This window comes from Legionella bozemanae (assembly GCF_900450575.1).
In the GTDB taxonomy this organism is placed as follows: domain Bacteria; phylum Pseudomonadota; class Gammaproteobacteria; order Legionellales; family Legionellaceae; genus Legionella; species Legionella bozemanae.
Genome location: NZ_UGGY01000001.1, coordinates 213,111 through 235,536 on the forward strand (window position 1 = coordinate 213,111; position 22,426 = coordinate 235,536).

A 22,426-nucleotide genomic window follows, 5' to 3' on the forward strand; every position below is an offset into this window, starting at 1 on the left:
CAATTATGGAAACAATAATGCTCTCCAGCTTTTGATCGGCTCAAAACATCAAAAAATTAGTTGCGATGGCATACCAAAAAAGCTATATCCTTTTTGGATTCCTTTAACATGCTTATAAGCGACACAGTGTTTTTGTTGAGAATTAGCCCTTAGTATTTAGTTCAACCCAATCGGCATAAGCATCCATAAATTTTTGCAAGAACTTTTGCGTGTCTTCTTTTTTGATGTTTCCCTGTTCGTCAAATAAATCTGCTGCCATGCCTATATATGTTTCGGGTTGTTGCAGGGTGGGAATATCTAAGAAGACAAATGATTGTCTTAAATGATTGTTTGCTCCAAATCCTCCAATAGCTCCAGGAGAAACGCTGATTACTGCACCAGGTAATTTGCTCCAAATACTTTTACCATAAGGGCGAGAGCCTACATCAACTGCGTTTTTAAGTACGCCAGGAACTGAGCGATTGTATTCCGGAGTAACGAATAACACACCTTGGTATGTTTTCATTTGTTCACGAAATTGAACCCAGGGGGCAGGAGGCCTATTTTCATCATCCAGATCTTGGTTGTATAGTGGCAAATCACCAATTTCAACAATTTGCAGATTTAATGACTTAGGGGCCAGGGAAATCAGTACTTTTGCCATTTTTCTATTGTAAGATTCCTTGCGTAGGCTTCCAACAATAACTGCGATTTTTTTACTCATGTTATAACTCCTTGTATTTTAGGTCCTTTATAGATTAGACCAGATTCTTTATCTAAAATACCCTTAGATTCTTTTTAAACAAGAAGACCATCTAGGATTCGCTTATTACTTCATGTCTGATTTATTTGATTGTTTTTAATTCACTAAAAACGCATTAATGTGTATCATTTTATTATTACTTATTTTATTAATTATTCCAGTCACTTCGGCATTATGATTTCCGAAAATACTCATAACGGTTCGCAACTTTTGGGGTAAGTGTATATAACGAATGAAAATGAAAAAAGAATCAAAACGTTAATGATAAGCAGTAGGGGATAATTTGTTGACTGGGGATTTATTTTACAGAATTTTAAATAAAAAACTCCTCATCCACTTAAATACTGTCATATTTAAGCGAATAAGGAGTTTCAGTAAACTGAGTTAGACTACTTCAACTTCTTCAGCTTGAGGACCTTTTTGTCCATTACTTGGTTTGAACATTACTGTTGCACCTTCAGCAAGAGTTTTAAACCCGGAGCCTAGAATTGCACTGAAATGCACAAAATAATCTTTACCGCCACTTTCTAAAAAACCGAAACCTTTGGACTCATTGAACCACTTTACTGTACCACGAATTTTTTCTGACATGTTAATTTCCTAAATTGTTACCAGGACATTGTAGCATTATTTTATTAATTGTGCTGTTTTTTTATTAAATATTTTAAAATTTTTTTACATTTAATTACATTTAATATGAAAACAGCAAAATAATGCTCCCATATCATAGAGCATTTTGTCTAAAAATTCTAATATTTTGCAATCTTTTAGCCGTATTCATGCAAAAGCAGACATGGCCTTAAGGAAGTAAAAAGACATGACACGAATCAATGTTCAGGAATTTCAATTAACTCAAGACCGTCTTCTTTTTTTAGAAACATAAAAATTATCCCTGAAAAAAAAGTAAGAATTCCAAGCATTAGAAACGTATCATGGAATATTTGGACGGATAAAACATGATTTTCAGAATAGATATATGTGAAAAGACTCAGCAAGATCGCTGATACTGCAACACCAAAGCTTTGGGCCAGTTGTTGCGTTGTACTCATAATGCTGGTCGCTGCGCTCATATTGTTTTCTGTAATGTTGGCATAAGCCAAAGAATTCATACCTGTATACTGAAGCGCAATGAGAAAGCCGTATGCAAAAGTCAAAAATGCAATGCCATATACGGAGGAATGTTGATTAATGGAAAAAAAGGACCAGAGCGAAATACTTACCAGCATTGTATTTAAAATTAATAAATTTTTATAACCAAACCAACGTAATATGTAGACTGATAAAGGTTTAACTAAAAAAACACCTAAGGCAATAGGAGCGAGCAATAGGCCAGATAGACGCGGTGAATAGCCTAAGCCGATTTGTAACAGCAAAGGCAACAAAAAGGGGACTCCTCCAAAACCTAGACGGGCTAATAAATTACCCAAGATGGAGACACAAAAAGTACGTGTATGTAAAAGTTCCACTTTAACAATAGGGTGTTTTCTTTTATAGGAGTGTTTGGTATAGCCGCCTAATAGAAGAAGGGCAATAAAAAAAACAGTGACGATTTGTAATATCGTAACATGTGATTCGCTGACCATAGATAAACTAAAAGTTAAGGTAGCTAATCCGCTGCCAAAAAGAACAAAGCCCAATTTATCGAGAGGAGGGACTGGACGAGGAGGCATGTAAGGCAATAATTTGCTTGATAAAATTACCGCAAGTATCCCAAAAGGAATATTGACCCAAAAGATCCAACGCCAGGAAAAGCGATCGGTAATAATTCCGCCGAGTAACGGCCCAAGCATTAATCCCAAAGAGGCAACCATTACGACGATACTCATTTTTGCAATTAATTCATGTCGTTCACAAGTCCGTAAAATAATGAGACGGCCAATAGGCATGGTGAGTGAACCTCCCAAGCCCTGCATGATGCGCGCGCAAATTAACTCTCCCAAGCTATTAGTGAATCCACACCAAACCGAGCTTAAGGTAAAAACAGAGATCGCTGTAATAAAAACGATTTTCATGCCAAATTTATCAGCGATCCAGCCGCTAATCGGAATAAAAATTGCCAAGCTCAACAGGTAGCTGATCAGTGCTAATTTCAAATCAACTGGATTAACGTTTAAACTCTGCGCCATAACAGGAATAGCGGTGTTAATAATGGTAGTATCCACTGCCTCCATAAACATGGCAAAAGAAACAATGAACAATATGATATTTTTTTTCATAGATTCAGTATAGCAATGAGGAAAGAATTCTGCATAGAGCTGTATTTCTAATGTAGCCGGTGCAGTGCAGCGTAGCCCGGTGTTATGGACATGAATGAGCTTTTCGATCCCGGGTTAAGCTGCGCTGCACCCAGGCTACATTAAGCTCAAATCAGGATTCACTCAGCAAACTTTTCAATCCTGCTAAATGTGATTTAGCCAATTTCTTGGATTGTTCTTCAGAGCGTTCGCTGTTTTTGCCAAACCATTCTAAATGTTCCGTAGGCAATTCATCCAAGAATCTGCTTGGTAAACAATCTTGCAACTCACCCGCACGACGTCTTTGTTTGGCTAAGGTAAAACACAATCCTTTTTGTGCTCGGGTAATTCCAACATAGGCCAGGCGTCTTTCTTCTTCAATTTGATCTTCGTCAATACTCACCCGATGTGGCAATAATTCTTCTTCCATACCCACTAAATAAACGTAAGGAAACTCCAACCCCTTTGATGCATGCAATGTCATGAGTTGCACCGTCTCCTTATCATGTTCGTCTGCTTGTTCAAGAATATCGATCAAAATTAATTTATTAATCACTTCTGCCAAGGTCTGCTCTGGATTTTTTGCTAATAAACGTCCAACCCATTCTAACAATTCCCAGACATTGTCCATCTTTTTTTGCGCCTTTGCCGGGGTGTCGCATTGTTCGTAAATGTAGGCTTCATAACCGCTATCTTCTACCATTTGTTTCAAATGCTCAATAATCGACCCAGTGGCTAAGCGTTTTTTTATTTCTTCTATCCAGGATTTAAAAACTAGCAATGCTGCGCGTGGTTTTTCTGCAATACTTTCATTAAGTGCCAGATGGTCTGCTGCAGTGTAAAGACTTACTCCTCTACTTTGAGCATAATGACCCAACACATCAAGGCTGGCCTCGCCAATGCCGCGTTTGGGGGTGTTAATGACTCTTAAAAAAGCAGCATCATCAGCTTCATTACACAGTAATTTCAGATAGGCAAATACGTCTTTCACTTCTGCCTTGGCAAACCACGATTGGCCGCCACTGATTGTATAAGGGATACTATAATGACGGAGGACTTTTTCAAATACACGGGATTGGTGATTGCCGCGATATAAAATTGCATAATCGCCATATTGAGTTCTGCAGCGCAGTTTATGACTGATTAAATCAGCAACTACTTGTTCTGCTTCATCCTGTTCATCTTTACAACGAATAACGCGTAAGAGCTCCCCTTGCCCAAATTCACTCCATAATTTTTTTTCAAACAGATGTTGATTGTTGGCAATAAGGTGATTGGCAGTATGCAAAATAATATTGGTCGAGCGGTAGTTTTGCTCCAACTTGATTATTTTTAATTGTGGATAATCATGCTGTAATTGTTGCAAATTTTCAGGTTTTGCACCTCGCCAGGCATAAATGGATTGGTCATCATCACCCACCACAGTAAAGCGTGCTTGGATTCCAGTTAATTTTTTTACGAAAAGGTATTGGCTGGTATTTGAATCTTGGTATTCATCTACCAATAAATGACGGATTTTGTTTTGCCAATACTCTAATACGGCAGGATGTTCATTTAAAAGACTGACCGGAAGACGAATTAAATCATCAAAATCGATCGCATTATATGCCTTAAGTGCTTGCTGATAACGTGGATACAACAAAGCAGCTTCTTCATAACAAGGGGTATCTAATCGATTTTTAATGACGTCCTCAGGGGTAAGAAGATCATTTTTCCAGCGCGAAATTTGTTGTTGAATTCGGAAGATAAATTCACGTTCAGTTGCTTTATTTGCAGGCAAAAAACCTCGTATGATTTGCAAACAATCTTCACTGTCAAAAATAGAAAATCCTTTTTTCAGATCGCATAAGGTAAAATCACGTTTGATAATGCTTAAGCCTAATGTATGGAAGGTTGCTACTTTTAAACCGCGGCGACTGGCTGCCGGCAGAACGGCGGCAACGCGAGTACGCATTTCATTGGCTGCTTTATTAGTAAAAGTTACTGCACATATTGTATTGGCGGCATAGCCGCATGTGTTAATTAAATAGCCTATTTTTTGCGTTATTACTCGTGTTTTACCGCTTCCAGCCCCAGCAAGAACTAATAAGGGTCCGTCTATATAACATACTGCTGCCATTTGTTGGCCATTTAACATCTTAAAGATTTCTCACTCAAAAAGAGCGATTATTGCCTGCTTAGGTATTGTGAATCAACTACTAATTAATAGACCGTTCGACATCAAACTCTTCCTCGGTATCTATTTCAATAAAGTCAGGTTTGGTTTCTGGTTCTTTTTGCTCTTTAATACCAAAAACGACTCTGTCAATCGTTTTGAATAAAGGCGCAAGAATGTTTTTATCTATCATGATTTAGTCCTTTAATTTTTTCAGAGGGATGTTTTAAAAGCATAGTCCAAGATAATTTTTTCTCCAGGAAAATTCCAAAAAAATTATGTTATACTTTGCGCAGCCACGAGAGTTACTTTAGGGTCTTTTGAAATTCTACTACCTTGGCCAAAATGGGGTGACTTTATGTGCTCCGCTACTCACATGCTTCATACATGCTGCGTTGCGGTGTTCTAAAATCGCACCATTTTGCCCCGGATCAAGTCCGGGGGAATTGGCAACAGACCTTAGTTCGTTGTAATTTTATTTTGAGTCCATTATGAAAGAATCTGATACCCTTCAACGCTTTATTTTTGAACACGCCAACATTCGTGGTGAAATTGTTCATATTGAAAATACGTACCAAACCATTATGAGCCAACGGAACTACCCGCCAATGGTTAAAAATTTGTTGGGAGAAGCTATAGTTTCGTGTCTGCTTTTGGCATCCAGTATTAAATTTCAAGGCAGTTTAAACTTACAATTTCAAGGTGATAAACGGCTTCCTTTATTATTGGTGCAATGTGATCATGAGTTTAATGTAAGAGGCTTTGCCCAATTTGTTGAAAACTTGGAAACTGAAGAATATGCCTCTGCGTTTCTTAAAGGACAGATGGTTATTACTATTAACCAAAACAACCAAACCAACTCGTATCAAAGTATGGTTCCCATTCAATCAACATCCATGAGTGAGAATTTAATGGACTATTTTGCTCAATCCGAGCAAGTATCCACTCAAGTTTGGTTAGCTGTGAATGATAAGGCTGCAGCCGGAATGTTATTGCAGTTAATGCCTGGTCAAGATACGGTACAAAGAGAGCAATTTTGGGAATATGCGGTGCAATTAGGGCAAACGGTAAGTGGGCATGAATTACTTACATTAGATAACGAAACATTACTTTACCGTCTTTATCATGAAACAGAACTCAGAATATTTGATAGCCGAAAAACTCAATTTAAGTGCCGCTGTAGTTTAGAGAAAATGAAGCAGGTGTTAGCTGTTTTAGGTGAGGAAGATGCAAAAGAATTACTAAAGGAGCAAGGTGAAGTGGCGATTCGATGTGATTTTTGCAATAAGAAATATACTTTTGATCCTATTGATGTAACGATGCTATTTCATAAGGGATGATAAGAGTACAGTTGGGTGTAGCGTAGCGACTTCGGGGTCTGTGATTTGTGTTCGGATTTCCTGGGTTACGGCTTTGCCTTCACCCAGGCTGCAACTACAACAAATTATTTATTGCAAAGTAAATTTTATGGAAGATAAGATGTCCTGGTTTGATTGAATAAGTTCTACACATTCGCCACGCATTGCTTGTAATATTTGTTTTAATGTAAGAAATTGTTCGCTAAGTTGAATGTACAGATCAGCTGTATGCTTTCCTTCTAACTCTCCGATTGTTAAATAAGCTGCTTGTCCCATTTCAGAAAAATAATCAAGGCTGACATGACGTCTCTTGGCAATTCCTGGAAACAGTCCACAAAAGAGTAAGCTTTTATCCCCTACATCGCGTAATAATTCCATTTGCAATGTTCTTGGCCTATGCATTGATTCAAGAAAATCGAGTGCAACAATGGATTCAATGAGTTTAGGTCCTTGGGAAAAGCGCATTAATAAAAATACTAAATAACTTTCAGTATTTTCCGTTAACATCAGCTGCGTTGCAACTTGTGCCTCATTAACTAATGCATGCCATTGGCTAATGTCAGTGGGATGTAAAATTAGTTGTTTCATAGTTACTCCCTATTTTTTACCCCTCACTATTATTTTAGCAGCTAAAAAATAACTTGTAGTCAATGCCTTGCTGCGTGGAAATAGTGAATAAAGTAAAGTCGGCAACTTTATACGTGGAGTCCAGCTCTGGGCTACGCATACGATGGTCTAGATGCTATACATAAAGCATGCCAAGGAGGTAAAAAAGCTGTTTTATGTTCAAAAATAAATATTTTGCTCTATTGAGACTATTGTTGGCTGCTCGACCCTCAGGTTGGACGTGCTGCAATTGAGGTTTTGCTATACTAAAATACACGAAGCAGATAGGTTTTAGCTGGCTATTGATGTATAATGTCAAATCTATGTACAAATACACTGCTTTTTCCTTCAAAGGTTATTTATGATTGATCAGATTCGCAATATTGCCATTATCGCCCACGTTGACCATGGTAAAACCACGTTAGTAGATAAATTACTGCAACAAACAGGCACATTAAATGAGAGAGCGCCCAAAGTTGAGCGCGTGATGGATTCCAATGCTTTAGAAAAAGAACGGGGCATTACTATTCTCGCCAAAAATACTTGTGTGTATTGGAAAAATCATCAAATTAATATTGTTGATACCCCAGGACATGCTGATTTTGGGGGAGAAGTAGAACGTATTTTATCGATGGTTGATAGTGTATTGCTACTGGTGGATGCAGTGGATGGACCTATGCCTCAAACACGTTTTGTAACCCAAAAAGCCTTTGCTCGTGGGTTGCATCCTATTGTGGTGATTAACAAAATTGATCGCCCGGGAGCAAGACCTCATTGGGTTATGGATCAAGTATTTGATCTCTTTGATAATTTAGGTGCAACAGATGCACAATTGGATTTTCCTGTGGTTTATACTTCTGCATTAAATGGTTATGCCAAGTTGAATTTGGAAGATGAAGCTACGGATATGAGTGCTTTATTACAAACAATTATTGATGAGGTTGAAGCACCAAAAGTCGATGCGAATGGTCCTTTCCAAATGCAAATCAGCTCTTTGGATTATTCATCCTATGTTGGTACTATTGGGATTGGTCGAATCACTCGCGGGCAAATTAAAGCAAAATCTGCCGTCAAGATTATTGATAAAGAGGGTAATATTCGTACCGGTCGATTATTGCAATTATTAGGTTTTAAAGGCCTTGAGCGTGTTGAGGTTGAAGAGGCTAGTGCAGGTAATATTATTGCGATTACCGGTATTGAAGGCATCAAAATTTCTGACACGATTTGTGATCCTAATGTTGTTGAAGCATTACCTGTACTGTCAGTGGATGAACCAACAATTAGCATGACCTTCCAAGTCAATGACTCGCCTTTTGCAGGCCAGGAAGGAAAGTTTGTGACCTCACGAAAAATTCGTGAGCGCCTGGAAACGGAATTATTACATAATGTTGCTTTACGCGTTGATGATTGTGATGATCCAGATAAATTCCGAGTTTCTGGCCGAGGAGAACTCCATTTATCCATTCTTATTGAAACGATGCGTCGTGAAGGTTATGAATTGGCGATTAGTAAACCCGAAGTGATTATTCGCGAAGTAGATGGCGAGCAACAAGAGCCTTATGAGCATTTGACTGTCGATGTGGAAGAAAATCACCAGGGCTCTATTATGGAAAAGCTAGGGGAGCGCCGAGGTGAATTACAAAATATGGTTCCCGATGGCAAAGGACGAGTGCGTCTTGACTATATGATTCCTACCCGAGGCCTTATTGGTTTTCATAATGAATTCTTGTCCTCTACCTCAGGTACCGGTTTAATGTATCACGTTTATGATCATTATGGTCCGGCAATTAGAGGACGAATAGGGAAGCGGGCAAATGGCGTACTGATTGCTAATTGTCAAGGAATGGCCCGTGCTTTTGCTTTATTCAACTTGCAGGATCGTGGCAGGTTATTTGTTGAACCGCAAACAGTGTGTTATGAAGGGATGATTGTTGGAATTCATGCTCGCGATAATGATTTAGTGGTGAATGTGACTAAAGAAAAGCAATTAACCAATATTCGTGCTTCAGGTTCTGACGAAAACATTATATTAACTCCTGCTGTAAAACTAACTTTGGAACAGGCGTTGGAATTTATTGATGATGATGAGTTGGTGGAAGTGACTCCTGATTCGATTCGATTAAGAAAAAAATCATTGAAAGAACATGAACGAAAAAAAGCATCAAGAACAGCAAACATTGAAGAGTAACGTTAAATTCAAACGGATCATCTTGTATGCGCGCCAGCACAGGGCAAATCAAGGGGTAAATGAAAGTTTATACCGTTTGATTGATTTTCTTGAAAAACAAGAGGTACAGATCTATCAAGATGTAGATACGTCTACAGGATTTGATGTAAAAATTCCCGTATTACCCAGAGAAGATATGGGTAAGAAGAATGATTTAATCATTGTGGTTGGCGGTGATGGGAGTTTGCTCTCAGCGGCCCGTATGGCGATTAAAGTGGATACCCCGGTAATTGGAATTAACCGGGGACGTTTGGGATTTCTCACCGATATTTTACCTCATGAACTCGAAACGCAATTGAGTGCTGTACTATGTGGCTATTATGAAGAAGAAAAGCGTTTTCTTTTACATACTCGCATTTACGATGAGGATCATACTTATTTTGAAGGAGATGCACTCAATGATGTGGTTTTAGGGCGCGGGAAGGAAACACATCTCATTGAGTTCTCAGTCTATGTCAATCGACAATTAGTGAGTCATTATCGCTCTGATGGTATGATTTTATCGACTCCTACCGGATCTACTGCCTATGCTTTATCTGCGGGTGGTCCTATCATGCATCCTCAGTTAAATGCAATCGTCCTTGTGCCCATGTTTTCGCATAGCTTAAGCTCCCGTCCATTGGTTATTGATGGAGAATCTAAAATTGAGCTGCATATCAGTCGCTTTAATGAATCGGATTTGCGAATAAGTTGTGATGGTCATGAATCCAGAATGGTCAAGCCGGGACAAAAAGTTACTGTTCAAAAAAATGGTCATCAATTACGTCTGTTACATCCTCTTGATTATCACTATTATGATACATTACGATCAAAACTTGGTTGGGAATCCAAACATCAAGGATAGGATAGAACATGCTCACAACTTTGTGCATTGAACAGTTTGCGATTGTGCAACACTTGGAGTTAGATTTTACTCAAGGTATGACTGCCTTCACTGGTGAAACAGGGGCGGGTAAATCGATTATGATTGATGCTTTGATGCTGGCTTTAGGTGATAGAGCAGATGGTTCGGTTATCCGGCCTGGCCAGGAAAAATGTGATATCACCGCCGGATTTTTTGTCAGTCAGGGATCTGAACCGGCGCAATGGCTAGCAGAACACGATCTTCCTTGTGATGATGGCGAAATTTATTTGCGGAGGGTGATTTATGCAGAAGGTCGATCCAAATCTTATATTAATGGGCAACCATTCCCGTTGCAAAAAATAAAAGAATTAAGCGAAAAACTAGTCCATATTCACGGGCAGCATCAGCATCAAACCCTCATGCAGCATGCAACGCATCGTCAACAATTGGATCAATATGGCAAGAATCAGGCGTTACTTGACGAGGTTTCCCGGGCCTATAAACAATGCCAGAAAATTCAGCAAGAAATCGATGTATTACAGGGCCAGGAGCAACAAGAAGACAGAGTCGCATTATTGCAATTTCAAATTGAAGAATTATCCGCATTAAATCTGCATGAAAATGAAATTGAAACTTTGTATCAAGAACATCAAATGTTGCATCATGCAAGAGAGTATTTGCAAAAAAGCCAACAAATACATAGCTTATTAAATTCTGAGGATGAACCCAATATTTGTTCCAGCTTAAATCAGATTTTGCATTTACTGGGTCAATTGCCGCAAGAACAATCCCAAATTAAAAATGCTTTTGAGTTGCTCAATGGTGCGCTGATTCAATGTGAAGAAGCAGTCGATGAAATGCAGCAATTTGCAGAGCGTGTTCATCTTGACCCTGAGCGTTTGCATGAAATAGAAGCGCGTATGAGTGCGATACATCAACTTGCTCGAAAATACCATATTGATAGCAGCACACTGCATGCGCATGCACAAAATTTGCAAAAAGAACGAGACGAGTTGCAAGATGGTGAACGCCGGCTAGCTCAATTAAAAGTACAGCATAGTCAATTGATTGCAAGCTATGAAACAGCAGCTCTTAAATTACGCGAGATACGAAAAATACAGGCAAAAAAATTGGCAAAGGAAATTACAGCCAGTATTCAACAACTTGGCATGCCTAAAGGACGGGTGGAAATTGAAATATCTCCTCTGGAAAAGATGCAGATTCATGGAATGGATAAAGTAGAATATAAGGTGTGTACTAACCCAGGTATGGAGCTTGATTTATTAAGTAAAGTGGCATCAGGCGGTGAACTTTCGCGAATTAGCTTGTCCATTCAAATGATTACTGCCCAACAAGGTACGACACCTACTTTATTGTTTGATGAAGTGGATGTAGGTATTGGTGGGGCTACAGCAGCCCTCGTAGGACAAATGCTTCGTAAATTGGGAGAGCGTTTGCAAGTATTTTGTGTCACACACCAACCTCAGGTCGCTGCCGCTGCCAATAACCATTTTGTGGTTGAAAAGCGGAGCAACAATCAAGAGACCTTTACCCATATTTCTTTACTGCAATCTACTGAAAAAATTGATGAAATAGCGCGTATGCTTGGAGGGTTAAAAATAACAGAGCAAACGCGATCCCATGCTAAGGAATTATTGTTGCAGTGTGAGCAGGCCCTTTTGACTCAAGCTAGCGAAATGTAAGGCCTCAATTTGTTAAAAATCGTAGATACTGTCTTAAAAAACAAGCAAGCTTTTAATGAAAATTTATCTTGCTTTTAAAGACAGTATCTACGATCATTCATTACGATTTTAATGCATCACTAAGCGAAATAAAATGATAGTCATGAGCTTCAAACATGTGCAGCAAATCATCTAAAAAATAAACATTCAGCAAATTGACATGCAGAAGTAAGATTTGTTTTCCAGGAGTATTTTTTTCAGCAGTTAATGTACGTTGCCAAACATATTCAAGATAACGTTTTTTTAAATCAGTTAATGGTGCAGTTGGGTCTTGTCCTAGTTGCTTTATTAATTCTATATTAAATTCAAAATCCCTACTATCAATAGTGACTGGAGCGACAATATAGTTATTGTTACGCAAATAATGTCGAACAATGCTTTTTCGCCACAATGTTCCTTCAGCCAGATAAGGGTAACGAAAATATTTTGGCTGTGACATAAACGGCGCAAGAATTGTATCTGCTTTCATAATATCATGAATGTATTCTTTGCAAGAAACACGTTTTAAATTCACATGGGAATAAGTATGGTTTCCTAACTCCAATCCGTTTTGCTTAAATAACAGAAATTGTTTCATGGTTTCATTATTGACTCGACTACCAATAACAAAACCCATTGCAGGAACTTGATGTTTCACGAAGCTATGAACGATATTTTCAAACATTTCATAGGGAAGTTCAACAAGAGGCAAGTCATCAATTGTAATCGAAATTTCTCGTTGTTGAGCACTGCAGATATTAATAAAGAAAAAAAATAAAGCGACAGTATGGATCAGAATTTTTTTCAATTATTCCTCCCAGAACGTATATCGGGTTAATATCTCCATAACCATATTGCAACGGTATATAAAAAATTTCATGAGCTAATAATCTAGCAGTACAATGATTTCTTATAGCCAAAACATGTTTGTATAGAGAAAAAAATTTATAGCAGTTTATCTGTAAAAGCGCTTTGTTCAAAATATAGGGTCATTATGAAAGGAATTGACTCGAATCGCAAAATTGAAATTTATAGAGAAAAGCGCATTGACTGGTATTATATCTGACCTAGTGCTTAAAAGTTTCATCTTTATGGCAGTTTTGGAGAGGTTTTTTAAGCGCCCCCTGCGGGTCTCTGTTTTATGTCGGATGAGGATAGTGCCATCCCCATGTTTAGTAAATAGGGATGGCAGGAGTGGCGCTTATTAATGAAATTCTTATTAAATTACATTAACGCGTTCAGGTAATGCCTCAATAAACTCTTTAGTCGTAGTTGGTTCATCGTCCTGCATGGCAAATAAACGATGTCGATTATAAACAGAATTATTTTTTGCTTCTGTAAGTACTTTATTTAAAGAATCATTAGATGTTGTTTCGCGAACTTTAGTTTTTAATTGCTGCAGTTCTTCTTTTTTAGCATTTGCGATTTCTTCACCAACCCAGACCGTATCAAGGTGTTTTCTTTCATATTTTTCAATTAGAGAAACTGTATGCTCGACATTCCATTCTTTTGAGGGGCGCTCTGCGTCATTAGCTAATGTTCCATTTTCTTCTTCTGGTATACTCAGCTGTTTATTCCATGCTTGTTTGAAAGTAAGTTTTTGAGGTTGGACGGTTTCACCACCTGGAGCTGAATTCTTTTTACTTGCCAAGCAATCCCAAGCGGCTGCAAGGAAATATAAAGGTGAAGCAATTATTTTGAGAAGCTTGGATGGAATATCTTCATTATGCTCTGCTTCTGAACCCAAACGTTCTTCCAATAATGTCTTTGTTGTAGAACTTGAGCCAATAAAATAGTGCGCATCTTCGAAACCCTCACTGATGATTGCCACAAGAGCAGCTACTATTTGGGGCACCCCAGGCATGCGATCTGAAGTCAGGGCAACGCTTACTAAGTGACCCAAAAAAAGCAGAATACGTAATGGAGTAACTGTTAATTTTAACAGGATACGGAATGGGTTAATCATCTGTAACCAATTTTCAGTATCCCACACATGGGTGAGTCCATCGGCAATGGCTTTGTAGGTGCGTTGAAATATATTGGTGGTATTGGTCTTGGGATCCGTAGCCTCATAGACCATTTCCAGAGATTCAGAAGAGTTTTCTATATTAAACGATATAGCGGATAATCCAGTGATGATGGGATTGATGATCCCCATCACAAAACTGGGTATATTTTTCATCCATTCAAATAAAGGACGGGCACTGGTTGCTACAGTCCACCAAGTACCTGCAGTACAAATAGTAAGTGCGATTGCTAAGCTCACTAAAAATAAAGCAGTGAGTGTCATAAGTACATTACGAGCTGTTAAGCCTTGGCTTAAGTCATTTTTGAGCTTTGTGAACCATTTTTTGATGGTGTCATTATTAATAAGATCGGTGATCGTATTGTAGGTCAACATGCCATAAGCAGCTCCAGCAACTACTGCCATGGGAACAATGAGGATTGGCCAAAAAGCAAAGGGAATGGCGGCCATTAAAGGAATTACGCTAAATGCTTCCACAATGAGGTAGGTACTACCAAGCCCCATGAACATTCCAGCAACCAGACTGAACCCTTTAACAAAATTAAATGTTGATTGCCGTTTTTCTAAGCGTTCTTGCCACTCCTTTTGCCCATGAGCTTCCAGCCAATCTCTTAATGATTTTGTATATTGGGATAGTTTTTCTTCTTCCTCTTCCTTTTGCGTTTTTTTGATTGCAAACAATTGCAAAGCGAACCATTTTTCCATGTCCGTCAGCGTTTTTTCTATTTGCTTTTTGCGTTTTCTGCTTTCTTTATTAAGTTGTTTATGATTAAAGTCCTTCAGGAGATTAAGTTGCGTTTCATAATCTTTGAAAAATTGAGGACACTCTTCAGAATCAGTATTTTGGGGAAAATTTTCCAGCAAATATTCTTTAGCTAAATGATTCTCTAAGTAATTGCTTTTAAATATTTTTTTAAAAGCTCCTTTAATATTTTGTAAATAAACTTCGCCTTCATAGGCTACCGAGAGTCCAAAAGCAGCAAATGCCAAAGGTAAGATAGGATATAATGCATACATCCCACCAAAACTTAGAAAGCCAAGAATTAAACTGGCGCCGATAGTAAGAGACGCCAGAGCAACATAACGAGGAATTTTTTTGAATCTTTTTCTATTTGCTGCCATTTATTTGCTCAACTAATGGATTGGGGTTCAAACTGTAGCGCAAATGAAAATGATTATCAATAGCAAAAAGACCAAAAAAAAGTCATATGGTTATTTTTTTATTGAATAAAACTTAAATTAAACAGTAGATCCAAGCGCAGAATTTAGGTAAAGTGAGTTTTTACGATGTGAATATGCTTAGAATTTAATTTAACATAGGAGTAGAAATGCGTTTGAATCAATGGATGACCTCTATCGCAGTGGGCTCAGTGCTTGCCAGTACTAATGTTTTGGCGGCAAGCGCTCCTGTTCATGAACAGTTGCAAGTGCCTCAATGCCTTGCAGCAAAAATTGCTACTCCGTATGAGGTTTTGGCGGAAAATAAACAATTTAAGATTATTGATATTCCTGCAGCAGATGTGGATGCTCTCAGTCATCTGGCAGATCAAGTAAATTGCGGTCGTTTTGTGAATGTTAGCCACCATATACTCGGTTCTTTGCTGCCAGCGAAAAAACAATCTGCCCAAAGAATCCTGCACAAAAAAACAATTAAAGCAGCACTATCGCAAAGTACTGTATATGAGCTGAAACACCCAGATGAAGTCAATGAAGCATTACAGAATGTAACTCCAGATAATATTTGGAATACGTTGACGAAACTTACTTCATTTCATAATCGTTCAGCAACCAAAGATACAGGTGTGGATGCGGCAAAATGGTTGAAAAAAACTTTTGATGACATGGTTGTTGCAAGTGGTCGTACTGATACAGCAACCTTTTTCGTGAAAACAGGGAGTTATTATAAACAACCTTCGTTAGTAACTGTCATTGGTAAAGACATTAATGCCCCTGCAGTAGTGATTGGAGCACATATGGACACGCTGGATGGACGTATGCCTGGTGCCGGGGATGATGGAAGCGGTTCTTCATCGATTATGGAAATGGCACGCATTTTGTTATCGTCAAAAACAACGTTTAAGCGTCCAATCTATATTATTTGGTATGCCGCTGAAGAGCGAGGTTTAGTAGGCTCCCAGTACGTTGTGGAGCATTTTATGGATAACTCGATTCCGGTAAAAGCTGCTATTCAGTTTGATATGACGGGTTATCGCGTGAATCCCAAAGATCCAACAATGTGGGTATTTACCGATTATACAGACGAGAGTTTAAGTAATTTCGTAGCAGAATTAATCAGTAATTATGTGCAAGTTCCGGTTGCGTATTCAGAATGTGGCTATGGCTGTAGTGACCATGCATCATGGGATGAAGTAGGTATTCCAGCTGCATTCCCGTGTGAGTCTAATTTCGAAGATCACAACCCTTACATTCATAGTTCTAAAGATACTATGGACAGGCTGAGCCTGGAACATATGACTAACTTCTCTAAATTGGCGTTGGCCTTTGCTATTGAAATGGCCTTAGAGTAATTTCCGAATGCCTCTTAGAGTCTGCTTATATTTCTATATCTTGGTCAAAATGGCTTGATTTTCAATCGGGCCCATGTGACTCAAGCGAGCGAAATGTAAACAGACTCTATTTTATGGAGGGCATTTTTTCTTTCTTTAAATAATACGGAAAATCATAATGAATCGAAAAGCAGGGTTATTTCTAGGTCTATTTATTTGTTTTATGTTAAGCAGCGCGACTTCAATTGCCCATGCAGGGAAGCAGATGCTTCTTCCGCCCTGGTATTTGTTGAAAAACCAGTTGAGTGCCACCTTAAAGGCTGATCCTTGTGTGCATGTAGGGGATTTGACCGGCGATGGACTGGAAATGGAAATCAAGGTTACGGTGTGTGATGCGGATAAAGCACGTGCGTTAGCCTCTTTTATTAATCGGGTTCATGATTTCGGTGATAATCTTGCTGTTACAGTAAAAGTTTACTCAATGGACTCCATTCCAGTCGAAGCAATTGTTCCCAGTACCCTCAAGGAAACAGTAGAACTGTTGAATTTGGCGCTTAAAGGGAACAAATATTTTGTGAAAGCAAAACTTGGCACAAGACAGCAGGTTGGCGCGGCATATGCACTCTTTAAGCCTATGATTATTCAATATTACTCTGACGATATTAGTGATTGGTACCTCAATACAAATGAGGTTGCAGCCAAAGTTTTTGCTACAGTGTTTAACCTGGATCCCTATACAGAAGGTGCTGTTAAATTGTATGCAAGTACTACCATCATTGAAAAAGATAAGCAAAAAAATAATACAATAATGTAGCCGGGCTGCAGGCGAAGCCGTAACCCGGGTTCCGCTTCGCTTCACCCAGGCTACATGTATCGATTTGCAATAAGGAAGCCCTAAGCACACAATCTGCATTGAAATTCAACCATTCAAGTCTGCAAGTGGAAAAATACATGAATTTAATTTTGGCCGTGAGCTAATGGTGGGCAATGATATTCTTCAGTAATCTCATTTTCGGAATTTACTGCCTGTAAAACGATAGGGAATTTCCATAAAAAAAAGAGATGTTTCAAAACATCAACTGTAGTTTGCCCCAAAGGTACTCTATTTTGCTGGGTGTACCGTAAAGTCATTGAGCGATCACCTTGTAAGTCAACAGAATAAATTTGAATATCAGGTTCCAAATAACCTAAATTATATTGTCTTGATAATGCTTCTCTTATTTTTTGATATCCCGATTCATTATGAATTGCATTGACGTAAAGATCTGGACTGCGATCATCGTCTACGATATGAAATAATTTTAAATCACGAATTAATTTAGGGGATAAATATTGAGCAATGAAACTTTCATCTTTGAAATGACGCATCGCGTTATCTAAACTGCTTAACCAATCTGTATTGGCTAAATAAGGAAACCATGCTTTATCTTCTTCGGTAGGACTTTCACAAATCCGCTTGATGTCTTGCATCATATGATATCCCAGGGTATAGGGATTTATGCCATTATAATAAGGGCTATTATAAGGCGGTTGCATGATGACATTGGTATGACTTTGCAAGACTTCCAGCATAAATTCATCGGTAACTAGACCTTCATCGTATAATGCATGCAAAAGGGTATAGTGCCAAAAGCAAGCCCATCCTTCATTCATCACCTTAGTTTGGCCTTGAGGATAAAAATATTGGGCCATTTTGCGTACGATACGCACGATTTCTCGCTGCCAAGGCTCTAATAAAGGTGCATTTTTTTCAATGAAATATAAAATATTTTCTTGTGTCTCTTCAGGGAAACGTTTCTGCTGAGCTTGTTCGGCAATTTGTCTACTTTGTGGAATGGTTCGCCACAATTCATTGACTTGAGATTGCAAATAAATTTCGCGGTTTTGTTGGCGAATTTTTTCTTCCTGTATGGATAAAGGGGTAGGATGTTTATAACGATCCACTCCATAGTTCATTAGGGCATGACACGCGTCCAAGACTGCTTCTACTTCATTGATGCCATAGCGTTGCTCGCAATCACTAATGTATTTTCTTGCAAATACCAAATAATCAATGATGGCATCGGCAGAGGTCCACATTTTAAATAAATAATTATTTTTAAAAAACGAGTTATGACCATAACAGGCATGAGCAATCACTAAGGCTTGCATGGCCATGGTATTTTCTTCCATGAGATAGGAAATGCATGGGTTTGAATTAATAACTAATTCATAGGCTAAGCCCATTTGTCCACGTTTATAACTTTTTTCAACACTGACAAAATGTTTGCCAAAAGACCAATGGTGATAACCTATAGGCATCCCCACTGAAGCATAAGCATCCATCATTTGCTCTGCAGTAATGACTTCTATTTGGTTAGGATAAGTATCTAATTTAAAATCTTTGGCTATGCGTGCAATTTCACGATCATAGTCCTGAATCAATTCAAAGGTCCATTCTGCACCCGTGGATAATGGCTTCTTTTTTTTCATGCAGTCTTCCTTTTAAATAGCTCATGAAATACGGGATAGATATCCGCCACTGTATCAATATTTTCCATGGCAAAATTAGGGTAACGCTCTTTTACGAGTTGATAGACTTCCCATAAACTTTGATGATGACGTGGCATAATTTCAATATAAGCAAAATATTGTAATAAGGGCATAATTTTATCTTGCAGCAGCTCCTGACAATAAGGTGAATCCGCATTCCAGTTATCGCCGTCTGATGCTTGCGCCACATAGATATTCCAAGCTTCTGGGGGATAGCGGCTTTCGATAATGGTGCTCAGAAGTTCCAATGCGCTGGAAACCACGGTGCCCCCGGTTTCGCGAGAGTAAAAAAACTCTTCTTCATTCACTTCTTTAGCGGAAGTATGGTGCCGAATAAATACCAGCTCAATTTTTTCATAATTTTTGGTGAGAAACATATAAAGTAAGATAAAAAAGCGTTTTGCAATGTCTTTTTTAGCCTCATCCATTGAACCTGAGACGTCCATAACACAGAACATAACTGCTTGAGTCGAAGGTGATGGAACACGGACGCGAAAGTTATATCGCAGATCAATGGTATCAATAAACGGTACAGTTTGTATTTTCTTCTTTAGATACTCAATCTTTTTTTGCAGACTTTTTAGGGCTTCGGCATCTGGAACAGGTTGGGCTTGCAGTTGTTCTAATTCTTCTTCAGCTTCTTTTAATTGTCTTTTGTAGGGTGATGCCAAAGCAACTCGGCGTCCGGTTGCTTGTTTCATTGAGCGAAGGACATTAATGTTATTAGGAATACCACTCGTAGTCACGCCCGCTCTTATCGTTTTGAAGGTGCTAATGCGCGCCAATTCCTTTTTCACCAAATCTGGTAATTCCAGATCTTCAAAGTACAGATCCAAAAACTCTTCCCGCGATAATTCAAAAACAAAATTATCTTCGCCTTCGCCACTGTCGCTGGCATCTGAGCCATCCCCTCCGCCACCCGAACCGCCACTAGGTCTTCTTATTCTATCGCCAGCAATAAAATTATCATTTCCTGGTAATACACGTTCTATGTGTCCACCTTGTCCTCGATGAAACATAGGTTCAGAAATGTCTTTGGCAGGAATTGTGATTTGTTCGCCCTGGTCAATTTCGGTAATACTTCGCTTGCCAACGGCATCGGAGACAGCACGTTTGATCTGATTTTTGTAACGGCGAAGAAAACGTTGGCGATTAACCGTACTTTTTTTCCCTGCGTTTTGTCGTCTATCAATCAATTGCGACATAATTTAGCCCCACATAAAAACTGTGCACCTATTTGTAGTTTGAGCGAAAAAGCCTAACTCGAGGAAGTACTTATCGTAAATCCTGGGCCATGATTTACTCGTTCGCCCCAAACTACACCAGTACTTTAAGCTTTCTCTCATAGGTGTGAGAGGAAGATTTTTATTATTGTGACTTACGCACTCGCAAATACCATTCACAAAGCAAGCGTACTTGTTTGCGTGTATATCCTTTATCAACCATGCGAGAAATAAACTCTTCATGTTTTTTCTTGTCATCTTCAGATGCTTTGGCATTGAAGGAGATAACGGGCAACAAATCCTCAGTATTAGTGAACATTTTTTTCTCAATTACTGATCTTAATTTTTCATAGCTATTCCACACTGGATTTTTTCCGCGATTATTCGCACGAGCACGTAAAACAAAATTCACCACTTCATTACGAAAATCTTTGGGATTCGAGATCCCTGCTGGCTTTTCTATTTTTTCAAGCTCTTGGTTTAATAAGGCGCGGTCAAAAATTTCACCGGTATCTGGATCGCGATAATCCTGATCTTGAATCCAAAAGTCGGCATAGGTGATATAACGGTCAAAAATATTTTGACCATATTCAGAGTACGATTCCAAATAGGCTGTTTGAATTTCTTTACCAATAAATTCAACATACTTGGGTGCGAGATATTCTTTGATAAAGCCCAAATAGGATTCTTGTACCTCTTGCGGGAATTGCTCTTGTTCAATTTGACGTTCCAACACATACATTAAATGCACCGGGTTTGCGGCTACTTCGCTATGATCAAAATTAAACACTTTAGAAAGGATTTTGAAAGCAAAGCGTGTTGATACGCCACTCATTCCTTCATCGACACCGGCAAAGTCGCGATACTCCTGATATGATTTTGCTTTGGGATCAGTGTCTTTTAAACTTTCTCCATTATACACGCGCATTTTGGAATAAATGCTGGAGTTTTGCGGCTCTTTTAAACGAGTTAAGACTGAAAACTGCGCTAACATGTCCAAAGTACCGGGAGCGCATTGGGCATGAGTCAATGAGCTGTTATCGATGAGTTTTTGGTAAATTTTAATTTCTTCGGAAACGCGCAGACAATAAGGCACTTTGACGATATTAATACGGTCTATAAATGCTTCATTGTTTTTATTGTTTCTGAATGATTGCCATTCGGATTCATTCGAATGCGCTAAAATAATTCCCTCAAATGGAATGGAGGATAAACCTTCAGTCGCATTGTAATTACCTTCCTGAGTCGCTGTTAATAAGGGATGTAATACCTTGATTGGTGCTTTAAACATTTCAACAAACTCTAAGAGACCACGGTTTGCCCGGCATAGTCCGCCAGAATAACTGTATGCATCAGGATCATCTTGAGAATGTTCTTCTAATTTGCGAATATCCACTTTACCTACCAGTGAAGAAATATCCTGGTTGTTTTCATCGCCTGGCTCTGTTTTGGCAACAGCAATTTGTTTTAATCGTGAAGGTCTGACTTTAACTACTCTAAATTGACTAATATCACCATTATATTCATGCAAACGTTTCACTGCCCATGGCGACATCAAATAACGTAGGTATCGAGAGGGGATCCCGAAACGTTCTCGGAGTAACTCCGCATCTTCAATTGGATTAAATAAGGATAAAGGGGACTCAAATACGGGAGAACCTTTAATGGCATAAAAGGGTATTTTTTCCATTAAATCTTTTAATTTTTCAGCAATAGAAGATTTACCACCTCCTACAGGTCCTAAGAGATAAAGAACTTGTTTGGTTTCTTCCAAGCCTTGGGCTGCGTGTTTTAGAAAACCAACGATTTGCTCAATCGGTTCTTCCATGCCATAAAAATCTTGAAATACAGTATATCTTGGGATGATTTTATTGGAGAAAATCCTTGATAAAACAGGATCATGACGCGTATCGATCATTTCAGGCTCGCCTATGGCCATTAACAAGCGCTCCGCTGGATTGGCATAAGCTGAAGGGTCATTTTTACACAATTCCAGGTATTCTTCCAAACTCATCTCTTCTTCTTTGTTATCGACAAAGCGTTTGGTATAACTGGTTAAAAAGTCTTGAGTATTCATATGCCATCCCCTTTATCCTTGCGAAGGATATATTGTGTTTCTTTACATTTATTGCATTTTACTGGTAAAAGCAATAAATGGATTTCCAGCTAACTTCGTAATACTTATAAAGATTGACCTAAGAAGTTACCCCTTTATAATCATTATAGGCTAAACTAAGAAAATTTTTATATA

General features: G+C 38.6%; 17 protein-coding genes. 6 read left to right on the forward strand and 11 right to left on the reverse strand.

The window, feature by feature from the left end:
* Nucleotides 1-142 precede the first annotated feature (142 nt).
* The 5 genes from DY223_RS00995 to DY223_RS19190 all read right to left on the reverse strand — a co-directional run bounded on the left by DY223_RS00995 (nt 143) and on the right by DY223_RS19190 (nt 5,324).
* A complete protein-coding gene (locus DY223_RS00995) occupies nt 143-703 on the reverse strand; it encodes an NADPH-dependent FMN reductase (RefSeq protein ID WP_058458935.1) in 561 nt (186 codons plus the stop codon).
* A gap of 423 nt (nt 704-1,126) precedes the next feature.
* A complete protein-coding gene (locus tag DY223_RS01000; RefSeq protein WP_028382507.1) occupies nt 1,127-1,333 on the reverse strand; it encodes a cold-shock protein in 207 nt (68 codons plus the stop codon).
* A gap of 236 nt (nt 1,334-1,569) precedes the next feature.
* Nucleotides 1,570-2,958, reverse strand: a complete 1,389-nt coding sequence (locus DY223_RS01005; protein ID WP_058458936.1) for a DHA2 family efflux MFS transporter permease subunit — start codon at nt 2,956-2,958, stop codon at nt 1,570-1,572.
* A gap of 151 nt (nt 2,959-3,109) precedes the next feature.
* On the reverse strand, nt 3,110-5,113 hold the full coding sequence (locus DY223_RS01010) for a UvrD-helicase domain-containing protein (RefSeq protein WP_058458937.1): 2,004 nt from the start codon (nt 5,111-5,113) through the stop codon (nt 3,110-3,112).
* A gap of 61 nt (nt 5,114-5,174) precedes the next feature.
* A complete protein-coding gene (locus DY223_RS19190; protein WP_165482448.1) occupies nt 5,175-5,324 on the reverse strand; it encodes a hypothetical protein in 150 nt (49 codons plus the stop codon).
* 298 nt (nt 5,325-5,622) lie between these two features.
* Here DY223_RS19190 and hslO point away from each other — a divergent pair, with 298 nt between their 5' ends.
* A complete protein-coding gene (hslO, locus tag DY223_RS01015) occupies nt 5,623-6,471 on the forward strand; it encodes an Hsp33 family molecular chaperone HslO (RefSeq protein WP_058458938.1) in 849 nt (282 codons plus the stop codon).
* 108 nt (nt 6,472-6,579) lie between these two features.
* On the opposite strand, the gene DY223_RS01020 is transcribed toward hslO, so the two are convergent.
* Entirely contained in the window at nt 6,580-7,077 is a 498-nt protein-coding gene (locus DY223_RS01020) for a hypothetical protein (protein ID WP_058458939.1), read from the reverse strand.
* 379 nt (nt 7,078-7,456) lie between these two features.
* Between DY223_RS01020 and typA the strand changes: the two genes are divergently transcribed.
* From typA to recN, 3 genes are read left to right on the forward strand one after another with little or no spacing between them, the layout of a single operon-like run.
* Nucleotides 7,457-9,283 carry a translational GTPase TypA gene (gene typA / locus DY223_RS01025; protein ID WP_058458940.1) on the forward strand — a complete coding sequence of 609 codons (1,827 nt, stop codon included), beginning with the start codon at nt 7,457-7,459 and terminating at the stop codon, nt 9,281-9,283.
* On the forward strand, nt 9,240-10,166 hold the full coding sequence (locus tag DY223_RS01030) for an NAD(+) kinase (RefSeq protein ID WP_058458941.1): 927 nt from the start codon (nt 9,240-9,242) through the stop codon (nt 10,164-10,166). Before typA ends, DY223_RS01030 begins: the two co-directional genes overlap by 44 nt.
* A gap of 8 nt (nt 10,167-10,174) precedes the next feature.
* Nucleotides 10,175-11,869, forward strand: coding sequence for a DNA repair protein RecN (recN, locus tag DY223_RS01035; protein ID WP_058458942.1), 1,695 nt, complete (start codon nt 10,175-10,177; stop codon nt 11,867-11,869).
* A 100-nt stretch (nt 11,870-11,969) separates the two neighbouring features.
* On the opposite strand, the gene DY223_RS01040 is transcribed toward recN, so the two are convergent.
* Together DY223_RS01040 and DY223_RS01045 are read right to left on the reverse strand one after the other, a co-directional pair.
* Nucleotides 11,970-12,695: a polysaccharide deacetylase family protein gene (locus DY223_RS01040; RefSeq protein WP_058458943.1), complete on the reverse strand. Its 726-nt coding sequence runs from the start codon at nt 12,693-12,695 to the stop codon at nt 11,970-11,972.
* Between the two features lie 411 nt (nt 12,696-13,106).
* The gene (locus DY223_RS01045; protein WP_058458944.1) at nt 13,107-15,035 is read right to left on the reverse strand and encodes a hypothetical protein; all 1,929 of its coding nucleotides are present in this window, start codon (nt 15,033-15,035) and stop codon (nt 13,107-13,109) included.
* A gap of 206 nt (nt 15,036-15,241) precedes the next feature.
* Between DY223_RS01045 and lapA the strand changes: the two genes are divergently transcribed.
* The gene (lapA, locus tag DY223_RS01050; RefSeq protein WP_058458945.1) at nt 15,242-16,441 is read left to right on the forward strand and encodes an aminopeptidase LapA; all 1,200 of its coding nucleotides are present in this window, start codon (nt 15,242-15,244) and stop codon (nt 16,439-16,441) included.
* Between the two features lie 157 nt (nt 16,442-16,598).
* Nucleotides 16,599-17,234 carry a group-specific protein gene (locus DY223_RS01055; protein WP_174223896.1) on the forward strand — a complete coding sequence of 212 codons (636 nt, stop codon included), beginning with the start codon at nt 16,599-16,601 and terminating at the stop codon, nt 17,232-17,234.
* A gap of 143 nt (nt 17,235-17,377) precedes the next feature.
* On the opposite strand, the gene DY223_RS01060 is transcribed toward DY223_RS01055, so the two are convergent.
* The 3 genes from DY223_RS01060 to DY223_RS01070 form a co-directional block, all read right to left on the reverse strand.
* Entirely contained in the window at nt 17,378-18,892 is a 1,515-nt protein-coding gene (locus DY223_RS01060; RefSeq protein ID WP_058458947.1) for a SpoVR family protein, read from the reverse strand.
* Entirely contained in the window at nt 18,889-20,157 is a 1,269-nt protein-coding gene (locus tag DY223_RS01065) for a YeaH/YhbH family protein (protein WP_058458948.1), read from the reverse strand. The genes DY223_RS01060 and DY223_RS01065 overlap by 4 nt, the downstream gene beginning before the upstream one ends.
* A gap of 163 nt (nt 20,158-20,320) precedes the next feature.
* A complete protein-coding gene (locus tag DY223_RS01070) occupies nt 20,321-22,252 on the reverse strand; it encodes a PrkA family serine protein kinase (protein ID WP_058458949.1) in 1,932 nt (643 codons plus the stop codon).
* Nucleotides 22,253-22,426: the final 174 nt, after the last annotated feature.

Bases quoted from the DNA above. Each gene is read 5' to 3' on its own strand.
- DY223_RS01060 (WP_058458947.1), bottom strand. From the start codon at position 18,892: ATGAAAAAAAAGAAGCCATTATCCACGGGTGCAGAATGGACCTTTGAA.
- typA (WP_058458940.1), top strand. From the start codon at position 7,457: ATGATTGATCAGATTCGCAATATTGCCATTATCGCCCACGTTGACCAT.
- DY223_RS01045 (WP_058458944.1), bottom strand. From the start codon at position 15,035: ATGGCAGCAAATAGAAAAAGATTCAAAAAAATTCCTCGTTATGTTGCT.
- DY223_RS01000 (WP_028382507.1), bottom strand. From the start codon at position 1,333: ATGTCAGAAAAAATTCGTGGTACAGTAAAGTGGTTCAATGAGTCCAAA.
- recN (WP_058458942.1), top strand. From the start codon at position 10,175: ATGCTCACAACTTTGTGCATTGAACAGTTTGCGATTGTGCAACACTTG.
- DY223_RS01005 (WP_058458936.1), bottom strand. From the start codon at position 2,958: ATGAAAAAAAATATCATATTGTTCATTGTTTCTTTTGCCATGTTTATG.
- DY223_RS01020 (WP_058458939.1), bottom strand. From the start codon at position 7,077: ATGAAACAACTAATTTTACATCCCACTGACATTAGCCAATGGCATGCA.
- DY223_RS01055 (WP_174223896.1), top strand. From the start codon at position 16,599: ATGAATCGAAAAGCAGGGTTATTTCTAGGTCTATTTATTTGTTTTATG.
- DY223_RS01030 (WP_058458941.1), top strand. From the start codon at position 9,240: ATGAACGAAAAAAAGCATCAAGAACAGCAAACATTGAAGAGTAACGTT.
- DY223_RS19190 (WP_165482448.1), bottom strand. From the start codon at position 5,324: ATGATAGATAAAAACATTCTTGCGCCTTTATTCAAAACGATTGACAGA.
- DY223_RS01070 (WP_058458949.1), bottom strand. From the start codon at position 22,252: ATGAATACTCAAGACTTTTTAACCAGTTATACCAAACGCTTTGTCGAT.
- DY223_RS01065 (WP_058458948.1), bottom strand. From the start codon at position 20,157: ATGTCGCAATTGATTGATAGACGACAAAACGCAGGGAAAAAAAGTACG.
- hslO (WP_058458938.1), top strand. From the start codon at position 5,623: ATGAAAGAATCTGATACCCTTCAACGCTTTATTTTTGAACACGCCAAC.
- lapA (WP_058458945.1), top strand. From the start codon at position 15,242: ATGCGTTTGAATCAATGGATGACCTCTATCGCAGTGGGCTCAGTGCTT.
- DY223_RS01010 (WP_058458937.1), bottom strand. From the start codon at position 5,113: ATGTTAAATGGCCAACAAATGGCAGCAGTATGTTATATAGACGGACCC.
- DY223_RS00995 (WP_058458935.1), bottom strand. From the start codon at position 703: ATGAGTAAAAAAATCGCAGTTATTGTTGGAAGCCTACGCAAGGAATCT.